14 protein-coding genes and 2 pseudogenes are annotated in these 16,845 nt (G+C 58.4%); 10 read left to right on the top strand and 6 right to left on the bottom strand.

Annotation, left to right across the window (positions count from 1 at the left end; genetic code table 11):
• Window positions 1–1,140 precede the first annotated feature (1,140 nt).
• The 3 genes and pseudogenes from fghA to B0G81_RS37140 all read right to left on the bottom strand — a co-directional run bounded on the left by fghA (window position 1,141) and on the right by B0G81_RS37140 (window position 3,395).
• Window positions 1,141–1,985: pseudogene (fghA, locus tag B0G81_RS37150) on the bottom strand (S-formylglutathione hydrolase).
• 23 nt (window positions 1,986–2,008) lie between these two features.
• A pseudogene (locus tag B0G81_RS37145) lies at window positions 2,009–2,251 on the bottom strand (glutathione S-transferase); the annotation flags it as partial.
• A gap of 193 nt (window positions 2,252–2,444) precedes the next feature.
• Complete coding sequence (locus B0G81_RS37140; protein ID WP_134142763.1) at window positions 2,445–3,395, bottom strand: spirocyclase AveC family protein; 951 nt, start codon at window positions 3,393–3,395, stop codon at window positions 2,445–2,447.
• Between the two features lie 337 nt (window positions 3,396–3,732).
• On the opposite strand from B0G81_RS37140, the gene B0G81_RS37135 reads away from it, so the two are divergent.
• The 4 genes from B0G81_RS37135 to B0G81_RS44910 all read left to right on the top strand — a co-directional run bounded on the left by B0G81_RS37135 (window position 3,733) and on the right by B0G81_RS44910 (window position 6,939).
• Window positions 3,733–4,632: a LysR substrate-binding domain-containing protein gene (locus B0G81_RS37135; RefSeq protein WP_106285333.1), complete on the top strand. Its 900-nt coding sequence runs from the start codon at window positions 3,733–3,735 to the stop codon at window positions 4,630–4,632.
• A 254-nt stretch (window positions 4,633–4,886) separates the two neighbouring features.
• On the top strand, window positions 4,887–5,675 hold the full coding sequence (locus tag B0G81_RS37130) for an SDR family oxidoreductase (RefSeq protein WP_134142759.1): 789 nt from the start codon (window positions 4,887–4,889) through the stop codon (window positions 5,673–5,675).
• A gap of 673 nt (window positions 5,676–6,348) precedes the next feature.
• The gene (locus tag B0G81_RS37125; RefSeq protein WP_243856729.1) at window positions 6,349–6,609 is read left to right on the top strand and encodes a hypothetical protein; all 261 of its coding nucleotides are present in this window, start codon (window positions 6,349–6,351) and stop codon (window positions 6,607–6,609) included.
• A 9-nt stretch (window positions 6,610–6,618) separates the two neighbouring features.
• Window positions 6,619–6,939 (top strand): nuclear transport factor 2 family protein, encoded by a 321-nt coding sequence (locus B0G81_RS44910; protein WP_243856728.1) that lies wholly within the window; start codon window positions 6,619–6,621, stop codon window positions 6,937–6,939.
• A 319-nt stretch (window positions 6,940–7,258) separates the two neighbouring features.
• Here B0G81_RS44910 and folE read toward each other — a convergent pair whose 3' ends face one another.
• Complete coding sequence (gene folE / locus B0G81_RS37115) at window positions 7,259–7,891, bottom strand: GTP cyclohydrolase I FolE (RefSeq protein ID WP_134142754.1); 633 nt, start codon at window positions 7,889–7,891, stop codon at window positions 7,259–7,261.
• A gap of 261 nt (window positions 7,892–8,152) precedes the next feature.
• Between folE and B0G81_RS37110 the strand changes: the two genes are divergently transcribed.
• Together B0G81_RS37110 and B0G81_RS37105 are read left to right on the top strand one after the other, a co-directional pair.
• Window positions 8,153–9,154: a nitronate monooxygenase family protein gene (locus B0G81_RS37110; RefSeq protein WP_134143325.1), complete on the top strand. Its 1,002-nt coding sequence runs from the start codon at window positions 8,153–8,155 to the stop codon at window positions 9,152–9,154.
• A 23-nt stretch (window positions 9,155–9,177) separates the two neighbouring features.
• Window positions 9,178–9,591 (top strand): carboxymuconolactone decarboxylase family protein, encoded by a 414-nt coding sequence (locus B0G81_RS37105; RefSeq protein ID WP_106285327.1) that lies wholly within the window; start codon window positions 9,178–9,180, stop codon window positions 9,589–9,591.
• A gap of 110 nt (window positions 9,592–9,701) precedes the next feature.
• Here B0G81_RS37105 and B0G81_RS43965 read toward each other — a convergent pair whose 3' ends face one another.
• Window positions 9,702–9,989, bottom strand: a complete 288-nt coding sequence (locus B0G81_RS43965; RefSeq protein ID WP_347877475.1) for a hypothetical protein — start codon at window positions 9,987–9,989, stop codon at window positions 9,702–9,704.
• A 123-nt stretch (window positions 9,990–10,112) separates the two neighbouring features.
• Entirely contained in the window at window positions 10,113–11,294 is a 1,182-nt protein-coding gene (gene bktB, locus B0G81_RS37100) for a beta-ketothiolase BktB (RefSeq protein ID WP_134142749.1), read from the bottom strand.
• Window positions 11,295–11,649: 355 nt separating this feature from the next.
• Between bktB and B0G81_RS37095 the strand changes: the two genes are divergently transcribed.
• The 4 genes from B0G81_RS37095 to B0G81_RS37080 all read left to right on the top strand — a co-directional run bounded on the left by B0G81_RS37095 (window position 11,650) and on the right by B0G81_RS37080 (window position 16,787).
• Window positions 11,650–13,566, top strand: coding sequence for an AMP-binding protein (locus B0G81_RS37095; RefSeq protein WP_134142746.1), 1,917 nt, complete (start codon window positions 11,650–11,652; stop codon window positions 13,564–13,566).
• Between the two features lie 23 nt (window positions 13,567–13,589).
• On the top strand, window positions 13,590–14,801 hold the full coding sequence (locus B0G81_RS37090; protein WP_134142740.1) for an acyl-CoA dehydrogenase family protein: 1,212 nt from the start codon (window positions 13,590–13,592) through the stop codon (window positions 14,799–14,801).
• Between the two features lie 77 nt (window positions 14,802–14,878).
• Window positions 14,879–16,039 (top strand): acyl-CoA dehydrogenase, encoded by a 1,161-nt coding sequence (locus B0G81_RS37085; RefSeq protein ID WP_134142738.1) that lies wholly within the window; start codon window positions 14,879–14,881, stop codon window positions 16,037–16,039.
• 16 nt (window positions 16,040–16,055) lie between these two features.
• Window positions 16,056–16,787, top strand: coding sequence for an enoyl-CoA hydratase (locus B0G81_RS37080; RefSeq protein ID WP_134142736.1), 732 nt, complete (start codon window positions 16,056–16,058; stop codon window positions 16,785–16,787).
• Window positions 16,788–16,845 lie beyond the last annotated feature (58 nt).

Genomic DNA, 16,845 nt, shown 5'->3' with positions numbered 1-16,845 from the left:
TGGTTGAAAGAGGTCGTCTGTTCCGCGACGGTCCGAACGGCAAATTTGGGTCGATGACGGTCCCACACGTGTCGATCTCTGGCGATCACCCTATGCAATCGGCATCGGACCGTGATCGGCCACAACCCGCCGTTCACACGCGTCGACGGTCGGACGTTCGGGCGTCGGCTTCGCCTCGCAATCAGTCATCCGAGTGTCGACAATGAATGCTCAGTCATTGGCCGCAGCAGACGATGCGTCTATTGAACGGGAACGACACTACCCACTCATAGCAGAAGCTCAGTTGTCGGGTTCTGAACAAGCGTGGACGGCTCGTGCAGAAGGCCTGCAAGGCCGGCTCGGTGCTGTGGGATTTGCAAGGTGCGGGTATATTGACGCCGGATCTTAATCCTCGCGAGGCGACGATGGGCGCAAAGATGTCGATGTCGGACGGGGTCGTCAACGGCTGCACGAGCAGGTCAAAGTGAGGCATCCGCCGATGTGGCTGGGCAATCTTATCGACCGGGATCGGCTAAGCACGCGATGAACGTGAGTTTCGGTCACTGCGGGAGCGGCCGGCAACTTCGCAGACGTACAATCAAGCAAGAGGACATGCTTCAATAGGACGTCGTGGGAATATATTAGAAATCCCCTTTACCGTATCGTCGGTTGATATTTCTTCGAGACAGGATTGTGCCAACATACTAACGGCAATCGCGCTGTTTTTCAGTGACTAGATAGTTTTCTGGTCAAGCTTTGCTCCAGCGACGAGTCCATTTCGCTCGAAATCGGGAGTAATGTGCCACAGGTTGTTAGTCATGATAGAGGCGAATCAGCGCTTCTGCCTACTACGCGAAATTTAAGTCTGCATCACTTATCGTCGCGCCATAAACTCCTCTCGATCGACTTCGCTTTGGGCATGTTGCAACCTGCGGAGTGGAGTGCTCCAGTACTGCTCGCGCCAAAAAAAGCGCAGCCTTAAGCTGCGCTGAATTCGGCGACGGGGGGGCCGACTGAGAGAACGATGGGAATGCGGCGTCCGTCATCTCGCGATGCCTCGTTCACTGACGTCAATTGAAGGAAGGCCGAATGGCAAAGTCAAGCATCGAACCATCCATGGGCCGGCAAGGCCACCGGAGGGGAAATCCACCGAGATTGCCGTTAGCCTTTGAGGAGATGGGCACGGTGAGCGAGATGGTCGCCCATGAACGTCGAGACGAAGTAGTAGCCATGATCGTAGCCTGCATGTCGGCGCAAGGCTAATGGCTGACCGCGTGCGGTGCAGGCTTGCTCAAAAAGATCGATGTTCAACTGTGCACCCAGAAACTGGTCGTCCAAGCCTTGATCGATCAGGATAGTCCCTGGATAGCGCTGGGCCGCGCCGAGAACGAGCTCCGTTGCGTCATTGGCCTTCCAGAGTTCGGGACTGTCGCCTAGATACCCTTCGAATGCTTTTCGGCCCCATGGACAACGCGTCGGAGCCGTAATCGGGGCGAACGCCGAGACCGAACGATAGATCTCTGGATTCCGAAGTGCAAACACGAGTGCTCCGTGCCCTCCCATTGAGTGACCGAAGATTCCGATCCGTGAATCATCGATGGGGAAGTAGCGCAGAATTGTCTCTCGCAGCTCGTAGTGGATGTGGGAATACATCCGGTAGTGCGTCGACCAAGGTGTTTGCGTTGCGTCGACGTAGAAGCCGGCGCCGACCCCGGAGTCCCAGTTGTCTGTCTCACCCGGGCACCCGGCACCGCGAGGGCTCGTATCGGGAGTGATGAGGGCAATGCCATCTAATGCGGCGTAACGTTGTGCGCCCGCCTTGATGGGAATGGTTTCTTCTGTGCAAGTAAGTCCAGCAAGGAAGAAGAGGGCCGGGACGGCTTGATTAGTCATCCTTTCGGGCATGAATATCGAAAACGCATCGTTAGCCCGGTCGTCTCGGAAAGGTGCGAGTAAGTCCGCTGCACACCGCCGAAGGCCCTGCTGGAGTTGAGCAATTCAAGCATTTGAAAACCTAACGATATTCGTCCTACGGACACGCGATCTGACCTTTGTGCTTGGCAACGAGTTCCGCTTCATCACGCAGCGCTTTCTGAACCGAGGGCCGATCTTCGACCCGCCCCTTCCACGCAAAGAGGTTGGACAGATGCTGAATTGGCGCGCCGGAGCGTTCGTGCCACATCGAGCCCCACACGTAAGCGTCAATCACCGAAAAATCGCTCCCCATGAGGTACGTGCGGCCGTCGGAGAGCATATCGTCCAGTCGTTTGTACGCTGCGACGAGTTTGCTCCGGTTACGGCGAAGCTCAGGCGCTCATCCCAACGAATTTGAGAGAGACGAGGTGTAGAGCGCGGAGGAAACCGGCCGATCTTTCACGGCGCGAGATTGTCCAGTACGTGCTGGAAGCGAGCCTCGCAATCGCACTTGCCTGAAAGGAACTCGATGTCCTCCATGAAGACCCGCGTCAGCGTCCGTTTGCAAGCCAACTAGGCATGTCGGTCGGCCATGAGTCCGCGTACAGCGCGTGTACACCCATTGCTGTCGTGTATGTCAGGTTCAAGACGTTGCAGAACGCAATAAAAGCCAGGATGCGCATAGCAGTGCGGCGCCAAGGCGAGAGAGCGAGATTCTGAGCGCCGCGCTCAATTGGCGTGAAGCCATCGGCGTCCACGTGCAGCAAGAGAAAAGCCGAAGCCACGAAAGCCGACGGAAACAGTAGAAATTCATAGACGGGAAACTGATAGTAGTGTCCGCCCCAAAAAGAGAGCCGTTGAAAAGCTCCCGGCCACGCGTCGAACCCCATGAAGCGACTGGCCGCGATGTCGAGCAGCCCCATAGTGAGCCAGATGGGAATAAATCCCGCTATGGTGAGGCCTGCGAAGCCTGCGTTGGGCCAGCGTTTTCGAACCGCGTGCATGACCGACAGTGCAACGACGGCGGTGCCTGTAAATGTGTAAAAGTAGCTCGGCGCATCAATCAATAAAGGCTCGGCAATTCGAGCGTGCGGAGATTGCCAGAAGGGGATAAACCTGCACCAGCATCCGTAGTTGAATGCATAGGCGTTATACGTGAACATCGGTCGCAGGAAATCGAGCCATGGGTCGAGCCAGTAGGCCGAGAGCCAGCCAATCATCATTAAACGTACGGCATCAATTTTCCTGTTTTTGTAAACACCGCCTGCAAACCAGATCAGAACGGGTACGAGCATCGCGACGCTGACTACCTGGTACGCGATGGTTATCTTCTTGACGGATTCTGGAATCGGATCGAGCCCGATCGGAACTGGCCTGAAATCTCCAGATGTGATCCAACTGACGAATGCATAAAGCTGGGCGCAAAGAAATAGCCCCCCGAGCGTGGTCCATGCGTGAATTCTCTGCCACGAAGCCGTGCTTCTCGATGCAAAGTCCGACATCCCATTCTCCGATCTTGTGTTGTGTCGTTCTGAAAAATGAACGTTGTTCTGAAATGTATTGCTTTATGTTCAGACAGTCAAGACAGGGGCACGATCCAGAATGCCGCAGCTCTGATGGTTGACGATGCGTCATCTACACGGGTCGGCGGCTTATCGATCTCGCTGAGTGAGTCGGTGTTCAAGGTTCACTGCACGCGAGGGGGCCGGTCATCTGTGTGGATATGACGACATGTCATTCCGATCAAGCGTCTCAGCGAGCGGAATACGGAGGGTTAGCTGTGATCTTTCAAAAAGGATATTCTGTCGAGATCGAGTCATATCAAAGCGATATCACGTCATGGAATTGCGTCACCTCAGGCACTTTATCGCGGTCGCCGAAACTCAACATTTCGGCCGTGCCGCAGCGCGACTCGGCATGGCGCAACCGCCACTGAGTCAATCCATCATGCGCCTCGAAGAGTCGCTCGGAACCAGGCTATTGGAACGTACTCCGCGTGGCGTCTCGTTGACGACTGCGGGCGCGGCGCTACTCGCGGAAGCGAAACCTTTGATCGCACAAGCGGAAATGGCGGAGCGCCGCGTGCGCCAGGCTGCGGATGAGTTAGCCAGCCTTAGCATTGCATTTGTGCCGATGTGCGCGATGCGCATCATGCCGCTCGCCATACAGACGCTGCGCCGGCAGTGGCCCGGCGTCGATGTCCGTTTGATCGAGCGCGGCAGCGCGCTCACGGCGGCCAGCGTGAAGAATGGCAGCATCGATCTTGGCGTGGTCGTCAACAGTGCGGCTGACGTGTCAGGTCTGGAAAGCTCCACAATCGAACGCATGAGGTTGGTTGCTGCCGTTCCAGCAAGTTGGCCATTGGCGCAGCAAGCCAGCATCCGGGTCGCCGACCTCGCGGCGTATCCGCTGATCATGTTTCCGCAACAAATGTCCCAGCCGGTGTTCGCGGCGTTTGAAGCCGCTCGGCGGGAAGCAGGTTTGTCTCCCAAAGTCACTCAGCAGGCACGGCATCCTTACACGATGCTCAATCTCGTAGCAAATGAGCTTGGCATTGGATTAATGCTGGACTCCGCGCGGCACCTTCCGGTGGAAGGTGTTGTGTTCGTCGACATAGACGATATTCCGACATCGTTCGATACTGAAGTTTCCCTCATCTGGACCGATCGGCCCCATAAGGCCTACCACCGGGCCATGCTCGATATCATTCGCGAACTCGCGGCCCCCACGCCCGACTGAGTCGCTCCAACGACAGTCCACTTGCAACTGTCGCTCGCAAGTCGGAGAAGGCTGGCGAACGCTGTTGAGTCATCGCGCGGACTGTTTTACTCGTCTTTTGTCACGCTGCGCTACGCAGCGTGCTCTCCTGTCATTTTTCCCTCCATCTGGCTTCCTGCCACTCATCACCGCCTTGACACTACTTGCCCAAGAGTTTATGTTTCCGAATGACGTTCACAAAATAACTGTTCGTATCGCGAGCAACTGGAGGAGCAATGAGTACATCGAAGTTAGCGAGCCTGTTCGATCTCGATGGGCGGGTCGCAGTCGTTACCGGCGCAGGGTCGGGCATCGGACGCGAGACAGCACTGCTGCTGGCGTCAGCGGGCGCGGTAGTCGTCGCAGCCGATCTTAACGAGGAGGGCGCTCTGCAAACAGTCGCGCAGATTGACGATGCGTCGGGCAAGGCAATCGCGGTCAAAGTCGATATTGGCGACGAAGCTTCGATCACGGGGATGTTCGATACGACGCATGCCAAGTTCGGCCGGCTCGACATCCTCGTGAACAATGCCGGGATCTATCCGAAAACGAGCTTCGTCGATACGTCGGCGGAGAAGTGGGACCGCGTGCTGCGAGTCAATCTGCGCGGAACCTTCCTATGCATGCGCGAAGCCATCAAACGGATGCAAGCCGGCAACGCGGGCGGATCGATCATTAATATTTCTTCAGTAGCGTCGCTACAGCCCGTGATCTTTGATAACGGTGACTATGGCGCGTCAAAAGCCGGCGTGAACAATCTGACAAAAGTTGCCGCGCTCGAATTCGCTGCGGACCGGATCCGGGTCAATGCAGTGCTCCCCGGCGGCGTTGCGACCGAGGGCGCAGCGGCATCGACGAAAGTCCATCAAGCACACGGACCGATCACCCAGCCGGGACGTATGCCTTTGGGTCGGATCGGGAGCGCTGCGGACATCGCGAGCGCGGTCTTGTTCTTTGCCTCTCCGGCCGCCGACTATGTGACGGGCCAATTGCTCGCTGTCGATGGAGGATTTCAGGTTTCCTGAAGAGTACATAAATTACCGATCATGAACACCGCCGTAGGCCCGGCGGTGCTTACCCGTGTTGTAAGCAGCATGCGAAGCCTATGCATGGTGTCCTTTTGTCCCCGGTGCCGATAACTTGGTGCCGGGGATTTTTTATGCGGGAGCGCCGCGTTGACAGCGCGCTTCTCGAGCGGCCGCGACCCCGAGTCCGCCTGCGTCGTGCATTTGCGGGCTGCACTTACCAGAATTTTCAGGCTATGTTGCAGCGGCAGAAAAAATCGCTGGTAGTGAAAACACCGATCCGAATAATTGAACGGACAGTTGCATAACCGAACGTCCTCGCCTACGATGTTTATCAAGAGGTGTGCACGAGCACCCACCAGGCCTCGGCCGATCGGAGACAAGCTATGTACCTCATCTACAGCGATTTGAACGGTGATCTCGCGGACTATTCACTTCGTTCCGGAGTTCCGTGCGCGGACGTACCTCCTCCGCGTGAGAAAGCGAGCGAGTCGGCTTCTGTCAAAGCTACCGCAGCGCCTTCGCAATGGACCACGCGGCTTCGCAGGATCGGTTCGTTGTGGCCCGCACACGGTCTGCTGAATCGCGCCGCACTACGTCCGGTCGACATATCCGAGGGAGAGCGTTCATGAGTCGAAGCACGCGCAAACTTTCCGGCGACGAACGCCGGATCATGCTCCCGATCCTGCTGCTGTCGATCATTGCGGTAGCGGCGTATTTTCTGGTACGGGATTGGCGGATGGAGGAACTCGGCCTCTCGGCGATTTTCGACATTGTGATGATTTTCGTCGTGCTCGGTGCTGCCGCGTTCTTCGGCGTCGTAAGTTGCATTGCTCGACGCGGTGGGGCAGGCGAGGATGGGCAGAGCGAGGGGTATTGTTTCCTCGGTGCACTGGTCGGCGCGATCGTGTTTTTTGTGGCCATTCTCAATTGAGCGGGGAAAATGAGACCAGAACTCGAACAACGTCTTGAGGAATTGCTCGATAGACAGGCGATTCTTGACTGCATACATCGCTATTGCCGGGGCGTCGACCGGATGGATCGTGAGTTGACCCTATCGGCCTATCATCCCGACGCAATTGACGACCATGGTACTTTCGTTGGCAATCCAGAAGAATTCGTGAGCTGGGCATTCGACTACCATAGCGAGCACCAACTATCGCATCATCACATGGTGTTCAACCATAGCGTCGATTTGCAGGGTGATGTCGCGCACACTGAAACGTATTGGCTTTTTTTTCGGCGAGAATCGGTCCAAGCCTGACACGTTGGCGGTTGGTCGCTATATCGACCGCTTTGAGAAGAGGGACGGAAAGTGGGCAATCGCAGCGCGGGTATGCATTTCGGAGGCGGTTAACGAGTCGACTCCTGCCAACTTGCCCGATGCGTGGCGCGAGGTGTTGATGAGCAACGGCAACAGAACGCGCGACAGAAGCGACATATCGTTTGACCGGCCTTTGAAGGCGCGTGATCCGGATCGCTTGCGAGAATACAGTTCGGAACAGTAAGGTGGAAGTGTACGATGCGGGTTGCTGACCACCTCTCCAATGACAAAGTCGACCCGGTCCGGTCGACTTTGTCGTTCAGGTATTAGGTAGCTGTCCGATCGCGCCGTTGCCGATGATCGAGAGGAACTCCCGACGGGTGGATGGATCGTTCCTGAATGAGCCGAGCATCCTGCTCGTGACCAACGACGTTCCAGGTTTGTGTACGCCGCGCGTGCTCATGCACTGATGTGCCGCTTCCAGAATGACGCCCACGCCTTTAGGCTGCAGTACCGTGTTCAATGCGTCGGCGATCTGCACAGTCATCTTCTCCTGAATCTGCAGTCGCTTCGCATACGTGTCGACGAGTCGCGCGAGCTTCGAAATGCCCACCACGCGATGATCTGGAAGATAGGCGACATGGGCACGGCCAATGATGGGCACCATGTGGTGCTCACAATAGCTTTCAAAGCGGATGTCTTTTAACACAATCATTTCGTCGTAGCCATCGACCTCCGAGAAGGTTGTAGCAAGAATCTGCATGGGGTCGGACAGATAACCCGAAAAGAACTCCCTATAGGCGCGCGCAACTCTGGCGGGCGTCTCTGCGAGTCCTTCACGAAGCGGATCATCTCCCGCCCATCTGATTAACGTTCGAACTGCCTCTTCTGCCTCTGCTTTCGTGGGACGTTCTGTAATGGACAGATTGCCGTTGCTGTCGCGCTGATTCACGTAGCCTCCTTAAAGCCGTGCGCTGCGTTCCGTGTTCTGGTGTGACCTATGCGTCTCATAGACAAAGGTCTAAATCTGATTTAGGTCTGGCTGCCGGGTGGCAGCGTGGTGACCGGTGCGAATGTTGGTGAGACGTCAAAAAGTGTATATAATTGTACATCGTTCGTAAATAAGAACGTCACTGCATGGCCAAGGCGACAATTTCCTGTAATCGATTTTGGCTACGGCGCGAGCAATGCTTCGCTCCACGGAGGTCGAAGAATGAAGACACGCATCACCGAGCTACTGGGTATCCGCTATCCCATCGTGCAGGGAGGCATGATGTGGGTGGGTCGTGCGGAACTGGCCTCAGCGGTGTCGAACGCCGGCGCGCTTGGCACCATTACCGCATTGACGCAGCCAACGCCCGAAGCGTTGAGCATTGAAATCGATCGCGTGAGGTCAATGACGAACGAACCGTTTGCCGTGAACCTGACCATTCTGCCAACGATCAAGCCGGTTCCTTATCAGGAATACGTGCAGGTCATCATCGAGAGCGGCGTCAAGATTGTCGAAACTGCGGGGCGCAATCCCGAGCCCTATCTGCCCGCTTTCAAGGCAGCGGGTATCAAGGTGATTCACAAGTGCACGTCGGTACGTCATGCATTGAAGGCGGAGGCGATTGGCTGCGACGCGGTCAGTGTCGATGGATTCGAATGTGCCGGCCACCCGGGCGAAGACGATGTGCCCAATCTCATCTTGCTACCGGCTGCCGCCGCGCAATTGCGTATCCCAATGCTGGCATCAGGTGGCATTGCCGACGCGCGCGGCATGGTAGCGGCGCTCGCTCTCGGCGCTGATGGCGTCAATATGGGCACACGCTTCATGGCAACTCGTGAAGCACCCATCCATGAGAACGTCAAGCGGAAATTGCTCGAACATGACGAGCGAAATACGGCGCTGATTTTTCGTACCCTCAAGAATACGTCGCGGATTTTCCGTAATGCGGTGGCGGAGCAAGTACTCGAGTTGGAGCGGCAGGAAGGAACGACATTTGCGGACCTGAAGCCGCTCGTGAGCGGCGAACGTGGAAAGCGCATTTATGAAACCGGCGACACAGACGACGGTACGTTTCCCGCGGGCCTCGCGATCGGCCTGATTCACGATATTCCCACCTGCGATGAGCTTGTGAGCCGCATGGTCGCGGAGGCGCGCGAACTGATTCACCGAAGGCTGGCAACTATGATGGAAAAGGCAAGCAACGCAACAGCCTGCGTGCTTTGAATGGCAATTGAGTACAACCGTCGATGACGAACAAGGAGCATACCGTGTCGGAAAGTCGTGAGAAGGGGCGTCAGGTCGTTCGCGAAATGTTGGGTGACGAGTTTCTAGGCGCAATGGACGCAGCGGCGGCATCCGGCGGATTTGGTGCAGATGCGGCTTCGCTCGCTCTCGAGAACGCGTTTGGCGACGCGTGGGCACGTCCGGGCCTCGATCGTCGTTCGAGAAGTCTCGTTACGCTGGGCATGCTGATCGCACAGCGTACGCCGTGGGAATTCAGTAATCATGTCCGCATCGGGCTAGCGAATGGTCTGACCGAGAAGGAGCTGGAAGAGGTCGTCCTGCATGCTATTCCGTATGTGGGCTTTCCGGCCGTCAGCATCGCACTGAAAGCCTGCAAGGAAGTATTAGGCGAGAAGGTTGCCACCGTTCAGGAATAGTCTGTGTCGGCATTGGTGAAGCGCGGGCGGTTGACTCCGCCGCTCCTTTCGATCGGGATCGTTGTCAGCCGGAATCGGTAGTCAACCGCGGCGAAGGCGACGTCGCCTCCTCAGCAAAAGATGCCGGGCAGGCCAGGATGTTCGCGAGCTTCAGGGCGCGCGAGATGAGCGTGCAGAGAACGCGTCGCGGCTGGCCACAACTTGCGCGGCACATCGTCGTACGCGCGTTCTACCCACTCGTCGAGAGTGCCCCGCGGCAAGTTTCGCACTACCGCGGAAATTTTCGCTTCGCGTTCAAGCCGGTGTGTTTTGATGCGTGCGATTTGTGCGCGCGCGGAGCCGAGCACGTGCCCGTGTGCCGGCAAGATGAATTCGACTCCGTACGGGTTGCACAGCATGTCGAGCTGATCGAGGGATTCGAGATATGCGGTCATATTCCCGTCAGGGGAATCGATGATCGTGGTGCGGGACGGGTCACACCACTTTCCCTCATGTGATCAGTATGGGCTAGCCTGCTGGGATCAGATGCGCTCGAAGATGGCCGCGATCCCTTGACCGCCACCAATGCACATGGTTACAAGCGCATATCGGCCGTCTATCCGTTGCAGCTCATGAAGCGCTTTGACCGTGATGATTGCGCCGGTTGCGCCAATCGGATGACCGAGCGATATGCCGGAGCCATTCGGGTTGACACGCGCAGGATCGAGCTGCAGTTCTTTGGTCACGGCGCAGGCCTGTGCAGCGAACGCTTCGTTAGCCTCAATGACATCGAGGTCTGCAACGGTCAGGCCGGCCTTCGCCAGCGCCTTCCGGGTCGCGGGAATGGGCCCGATACCCATGTATTGTGGCTCAACGCCGGCATGAGCGTAGGCAACCAGTCGCGCGAGTGGCCGAATACCTCTAGTTTCGGCCTCACTGCGCTCCATTAGAAGTACGGCCGCCGCGCCGTCGTTCAGGCCCGAGGCGTTGCCTGCTGTCACCGTGCCGTCCTTCTGAAATGCCGGGCGTAGCTTGGCCAATTCATCGACTGTGGTGGTGGGACGGACATGTTCGTCCAGTTCGAACATCGTCGCGCCATTTTTGCTGTGCACCGCGACAGGAACAATTTGCTCCTTGAAATACCCTTCCTCGACCGCGCGTCCAGCCCGGCGATGCGACTCCACCGCCAGTGCATCCTGGTCCTCACGCGATATGCCATATTTCGCCGCAACATTTTCGGCTGTCACGCCCATGTGGCACGCGCCGAAGGGATCGGTCAGCGCACCCACCATCATATCGATCAGCCGGATGTCGCCCATTCGCGCGCCCCAGCGTGCGCCTGTGGCCAAATAGGCTGCGCGCGTCATATTCTCAGCGCCGCCGCCGATCGCGATGTCCGTGTCGCCAAGCCAGATCGCCTGCGCTGCCGAAATAATGGCCTGCAGGCCTGAGCCGCACAGGCGGTTCAGCGTCAGCGCCGGCGCATCTGTACCGATACCGCCTTCGATCGCCGCGACGCGGGCGAGATACATATCTTTGGGGTCAGTGTGGATGACATGGCCGAACACGACCTGTCCGACTGCGTCGCCTTTCAACTGCACTCGCGACAGGACTTCCCGGACAACCGTCGCGCCGAGTTGCGTTGGCGGGACGGAGGCAAGCGCGCCTCCGAAATCTCCAATCGCAGTGCGAACGCTGCCGGCAACTACGACTTCTCTTTGCATGACGCTCTCCCACCAAGCTGATGCTGCGTGACCAGCGTTTAAAATGACGAACGATGTTCATAAAGTAGCTCAAATTTGATCGGATGTCCATGGACGGTTTTGCTATCGTTTGCGTGAGGACGTTCGCCGGCGATGCACGCCCACTCGCGCGGCGGCGGACGCTTCCCGCGCCGCGCTGGTACCCGTTCACATCGGGTGATGCTGGATGGACGCATACGAAATTTCGCGATATTCTTGTTCTTGTTTCTGATCGATGTTCATTTATTGGTTCGCGTGTCTAGCGCGGGGATGGTCGGTAAAGGCGCGCAAAGCGGCAGCTATATGAACGGAAAAAGCTAACGACAGGATGACAGAGATGAACGCAGGTCCGCTTTCGCACGACCCTTTGATGGATGTGCCGTTTCGGCCGCTGCGCCTTGGCGGTATGAAGGCCACTGTTGAACTGCGCCCTGACGGTAGCGTGGTCTATGAGCTGGACGAACCGCTCGGTCCATACCCAGCGCGGCTTACTGAGCGTCTTGTGAAGTGGGCCGCGGTCGCACCAGATCGGCCATTGCTCGCACGGCGAACGACCGATGGCGCCAGTTGGGAGCATCTGACATATCGGCAAGCGCTCGACGGCGCTCGTGCGCTAGGCGACGCTATGCTTGCCCGAGGCCTGTCGCCCGCGAGGCCGCTGATGATCCTCTCGGACCGCAGCTTCGAACATGCGCTTCTGGCGCTTGCGGCGCTGCACGTCGGCGTCCCCTATGTCCCGGTTACCCCTGCGTATTCATTGCTGTCCGAGGACTTTGCGAAGCTGAAACATCTGGCGTCGGTGTGTACGCCAGGGCTCGTGTTCGCGGATGACGGCGTGCTTTACGGTCGCGCGTTGCGCGACGTGTTCGGCGATGTCGAATGTGTGGTGAGCGGGAGGTTGCCAGAGGGGCGTATGGCCTCATGGTTGTTCGACTGGCTTGACACGCCGGTCACCGCCGCGGTCGATGAGGCATTCGATAACGTCGGCCCCGATACGATCGGCAAGATCATGTTCACGTCCGGCACGACCGGGGCACCGAAGGGCGTGATTTACTCGCAGCGGATGCTGTGCAGTAACCGGCAACAGGTCGCGCAGACTTTCGCCTTTCTTCAGGACGCACCGCCGGTGCTGGTGGACTGGCTCCCGTGGCATCACACCTTTGGCGGCACACACAACTTCGGCATGGTGCTCTATGGCGGAGGGACGTATTACCTGGATCCGGGTAAGCCCACGCCCGAGCAAATCGGTCCGACACTAGATGCGTTGCGCGAAATCGCGCCGGTCATCTACCTGAATACGCCTCAAGGACTGGCGGCGCTGATTCCACATCTCCGCTCGGACGAAGCGCTACGCAAGAATTTCTTCAGTAAGCTGGCACTGATTTACTACGGCGGCGCCAGTCTGCCTGAATACATCTGGGCAGCACTGGACGAGCTCGCGGTCAAGACGATCGGACAGCGCGTGTTGATCATGTCCGGGCTCGGTGGCACCGAAGCCGGGCCGACGCCGATGTCGGCGGCGTGGGATCCGCGACGGCAAGCCATTGCCGGGCTGCCAGTACCCGGCGTGAGGGTCAAGGTCGTGCCGGTTGGAGAGAAGCTGGAGATCCGTTATGCGGGCGACTGCGTGACGCCCGGCTATTGGAAGGACCCGGAGCGCACGCGCGCGTCGTTCGACGAAGAGGGCTATTTCTGCTCTGGCGACGCCGGTGCATTCATCGATCCGGAGCATCGTGAACTCGGGTTGCGCTTCGATGGACGCCTGGCTGAGAACTTCAAATTGTCCTCGGGCACATGGGTAAATGTGGCGGAACTGCGACTCGCGGCACTGAACGCATTTTCACCTTATGCACGCGACGTCGTAATCGCCGGCCATGATCAGGGCTTTCTTACTGCGCTGGTTTTTCCTGATCTGCAAGCGTGTCGCGCTTTGTGCGACGACCTGGTTGAGCCCATGCCGCACGCTGACCAGATCGTGGCCAGCGCTGGCGTACGCGAGCACTTCCAGCGCGGGCTCGATCTGCTGGCTACACGCCCCGGCGGTAGTTCGAGCCGAATCGAGCGGATCGTACTGGAAAGCGCGCAACCGACGCTTGACAACGGGGAGTTGAGCGCGAAAGGCGCCATCAGTCAGGCCAACGTTCTCGCGCGAAGAAGCACTGTGGTCGCGGAACTGTATGAAGCGGTTCCCACGCGTCGCACGCTGCTTGCCCGAAGGGGCTCTCTTGCGAATGCCTCCAGCCCGCTCCGCTGAATTGAAACACAGGAAATTACCCGATGGATTTTCATGTCGATTCCGCGGACAAAGCCTTCCGCAAAGAGGTACGGGATTTTCTTAAGGCGCATCTGCCTGCTGATCTCGCCTGGCGCGGTCAGCAAGGATTTCTCGCAGGCGACGACGATGCGCTGCGCTGGACCCGTATCCTGCACGAAGCGCGCGGCTGGTCCGTGCCGCATTGGCCGGCCGATCTCGGCGGAACGGGATGGACTGCGGCGCAACGGTACATCTTTGAAGAAGAGTGCTACCTGGCGGGTGCACCCACGCAAAATCAGGCAGGGGTGTCGCTCGTGGGGCCGGTGATTTGTGAATTCGGCAACGACGAGCAGAAGCGCCGCTTTCTGCCGCCTATCCAGCGCGGCGAAGTGTTCTGGGCACAGGGCTTCTCCGAGCCCGGAGCGGGCTCCGATCTCGCCTCGCTGCGTACGACGGCGGTCCGCGACGGCGACCATTACATCGTGAACGGCCAGAAAATCTGGACCAGCTTCGGCGGTTATGGACAGTGGAACTTCGTGCTTGTCCGGACCGATGCGGAAGCCAAGCCACAAAAGGGCATTTCCTTCCTTCTGCTCGATATGAAGTCGCCGGGCGTGACGGTGCGGCCGATTGCGACGCTTGACGGTTGCAACCATCTCGCCGAAGTGTTTTACGACAATGTTCGCGTGCCGGTTGAAAATCTGATCGGCGAGGAAAATAAGGGTTGGGGCTACACGAAATTTCTTTTGTTCAACGAGCGAGCGTTCCTTGGTGCGGAAGCCCCGGCGCTAAAACGCTACCTGCGCAAGATTCGTCACTACGCGATGAAGGAACGTGCCGGTGATACGCCCCTGATCGAAGATGCGACGTTTGCCGCAAGGCTTGCCCAATACGAACTCGAAGTGCTCGCCATCGACATGGCAGTGCAGAAAATCCTCCATCAAGGTTTGGACGAGCGCAGTGGCGGCATGGCCATTGGCTCGATGCTCAAGGTCCGAGGTTCCGAATTACATCAGAAGCTCACTGAAATGCTGCTCGAAGTGATTGGCGACTACGGCGCTGTATTTTATGGTGATCCGAACGAAGACCACGCGCTCCGGGGCCAGACCTTCGTGGGACCGGATTACGCGCCAGGTCTCGCCGCCGAAGTGTTCTACCGGCGAGCATGCACGATCTACGGCGGCACGGCAGAAATTCAGCGGAACATTATCGCCAAGGCGCTGTTCGGACTGTAACGGGCGATATCACCGACGGCGCGAGTCAGGCCGATTGATAGGGCATCACTTCTCCCGCGGGCACGAAAGGACGCAGCATGAACTTTGATCTAAGCGACGAACAGCAGATGTTGCAGGACAGCGCGCAGCGCTTCGTGCAGAAAAATTATACGTTCGAGCACCGCCGTACGCTGGTTGCTCGTGGAGACGGCTTTTCGCGCGAGATGTGGCGCATGTTTGGCGAAATGGGATGGCTCGGCGTCGCGGTGCCCGATGCTTTCGGCGGCCTGGGTTTTACTCCGGTTGAAAGCGCGCTGATCGCCGAGCAACTGGGACGGGCACTCGTGCTCGAGCCCTATGTCATGTGCGGCGTGTTTCCAGCCGCGCTGGTTACCTATTGCGCGAGCGGCGCACAACGAGACGATTTGCTCGCGGAAATTATCTCGGGTGAGGCGCTGGTTGCCGTCGCGCACAGCGAGCGCGACGCACGAGGCGACGTGTCACATGTGACGGCAACTGCCAGCCAGATGGGAGACGGCAACTGGAGGCTCGACGGTCGCAAGACGCTGGTCGTGGGCGCGCCGGTAGCTGATCGCGTTATTGTCGTTGCGCGCGTGGCCGGCGGTGTGCGTGACGATGCGGGGCTCGCGCTCTTTGTAATCGATCCACGCGCACGCGGCGTGATGCTCGAGCCATACAGGTTGCTCGACGGCACGCCCGCGGCGGACCTGGTGCTCAAGGGCCTGACGGTCGATGCGAGCGCGGTGATCGGCACGCCCGGTGAGGCGTTGCAAGGTCTGCAGGCTGCAGTCGACGAAGCCATCGTTGCGAGTTGCGCGGAGTTGTTGGGCGATATCGACGACACAGTCGAACTCACTTCCGAGTACCTGAAGACGCGCAAGCAGTTCGGCGTGCCCATCGGCAGCTTTCAGGCGCTGCAGCACCGCATCGCCGATATGGCAATTGAGGCGATGCAGGCCAGAGCCACGTTGCACCGGGCACTGCGAGCGCTCACCGAAGGCGATGCGACGCGCAGCGTTCAGGTGTCGGGTTGCAAGGCTCAAACCATCCGAAGCAGTAAATTCGTTTCGCAGCAGGGCATCCAGTTGCATGGGGGCTACGGCATCACGGACGAGTATAAGGTTGGTCATCACTACCGGCGCACGTTAATCGCCGATGTGCTGTTTGGCAATATGGAGTACCACCTGAAATGTTACGCGCGGCAGATTCAGGCGGACGCACGCGCTTTGGCTGCATGACTCGAGGACGGAGAACATGGCGCAATCACAGGTACTGCTAACTGATTCAGACAACGGTGTTTTGACACTGACGCTGAACCGGCCCGATGTCCGCAACGCCTTGAACCTTGCATTGACGAGAGCGCTTGTCGATGCATTGACGCACTTCGAGGGCGATGACAGCCTCCGTGTTTTGATCGTCACCGGTGCCGATCCGGCGTTCTGCGCAGGGCTAGACCTTGGTGAATTTTCTGCTCCGGACGCGCCACGCGGCGAAGTCGCCGCGATGATCGACATGTGGCCACGACTGAGCAAGCCAGTCATTGCCGCGTGCAATGGGGCTGCGGTGACTGGCGGCCTCGAACTTGCAATGGGGTGCGATTTCATCATCGGTTCGGAGCGCGCTCGTTTTGCCGACACCCATACAAAGATCGGCGCGCTCGCGGGCGGTGGAATGACTGCGCGCCTGCCGCACATTGTGGGCTCACGCTGGGCCAAGCAGATCAGTTTCACTAGTGAGCCAATCGACGCCGCTACAGCCCTGCGGATCGGTCTTGTCAACGAGGTGACTTCGCACGCGACGTTGCTCGAGCGGGCGCGCGCGCTTGCCGCAACGATAGCGAGCCGTTCGCCGGAATTGATCGGTACCGTCAAGCGAGTTATCGACGCCGGAGCGCTCGCTTCGCTGAGCGAAGCGCTGGAGATAGAGAAGGCTGCGCTGGCTGAACGCAAGGCAAAGACGCCCATGGCGTGGCAGACGGAGCGATAGTTTAAAAGAACAGGAGACTTGTCTGTACGCGCCGCGCAGAAAAAGGGAGAGAGGGAGG

The sequence above is a fragment of the Paraburkholderia sp. BL6665CI2N2 genome (assembly GCF_004366535.1).
Classification (GTDB): Bacteria; Pseudomonadota; Gammaproteobacteria; order Burkholderiales; family Burkholderiaceae; genus Paraburkholderia.
The sequence above is the reverse complement of the archived record's forward strand: the minus strand, read 5'-3'. Positions and strand labels throughout refer to the sequence as shown.

What these genes read in the sequence shown, in the direction of transcription:
- B0G81_RS37140 (WP_134142763.1), bottom strand. Translation starts at nt 3,395, where the DNA reads ATGTCGGACTTTGCATCGAGAAGCACGGCTTCGTGGCAGAGAATTCAC.
- B0G81_RS37135 (WP_106285333.1), top strand. Translation starts at nt 3,733, where the DNA reads ATGGAATTGCGTCACCTCAGGCACTTTATCGCGGTCGCCGAAACTCAA.
- B0G81_RS37130 (WP_134142759.1), top strand. Translation starts at nt 4,887, where the DNA reads ATGAGTACATCGAAGTTAGCGAGCCTGTTCGATCTCGATGGGCGGGTC.
- B0G81_RS37125 (WP_243856729.1), top strand. Translation starts at nt 6,349, where the DNA reads ATGCTCCCGATCCTGCTGCTGTCGATCATTGCGGTAGCGGCGTATTTT.
- B0G81_RS44910 (WP_243856728.1), top strand. Translation starts at nt 6,619, where the DNA reads ATGAGACCAGAACTCGAACAACGTCTTGAGGAATTGCTCGATAGACAG.
- B0G81_RS37110 (WP_134143325.1), top strand. Translation starts at nt 8,153, where the DNA reads ATGAAGACACGCATCACCGAGCTACTGGGTATCCGCTATCCCATCGTG.
- B0G81_RS37105 (WP_106285327.1), top strand. Translation starts at nt 9,178, where the DNA reads ATGACGAACAAGGAGCATACCGTGTCGGAAAGTCGTGAGAAGGGGCGT.
- B0G81_RS43965 (WP_347877475.1), bottom strand. Translation starts at nt 9,989, where the DNA reads ATGCTGTGCAACCCGTACGGAGTCGAATTCATCTTGCCGGCACACGGG.
- bktB (WP_134142749.1), bottom strand. Translation starts at nt 11,294, where the DNA reads ATGCAAAGAGAAGTCGTAGTTGCCGGCAGCGTTCGCACTGCGATTGGA.
- B0G81_RS37095 (WP_134142746.1), top strand. Translation starts at nt 11,650, where the DNA reads ATGAACGCAGGTCCGCTTTCGCACGACCCTTTGATGGATGTGCCGTTT.
- B0G81_RS37090 (WP_134142740.1), top strand. Translation starts at nt 13,590, where the DNA reads ATGGATTTTCATGTCGATTCCGCGGACAAAGCCTTCCGCAAAGAGGTA.
- B0G81_RS37085 (WP_134142738.1), top strand. Translation starts at nt 14,879, where the DNA reads ATGAACTTTGATCTAAGCGACGAACAGCAGATGTTGCAGGACAGCGCG.
- B0G81_RS37080 (WP_134142736.1), top strand. Translation starts at nt 16,056, where the DNA reads ATGGCGCAATCACAGGTACTGCTAACTGATTCAGACAACGGTGTTTTG.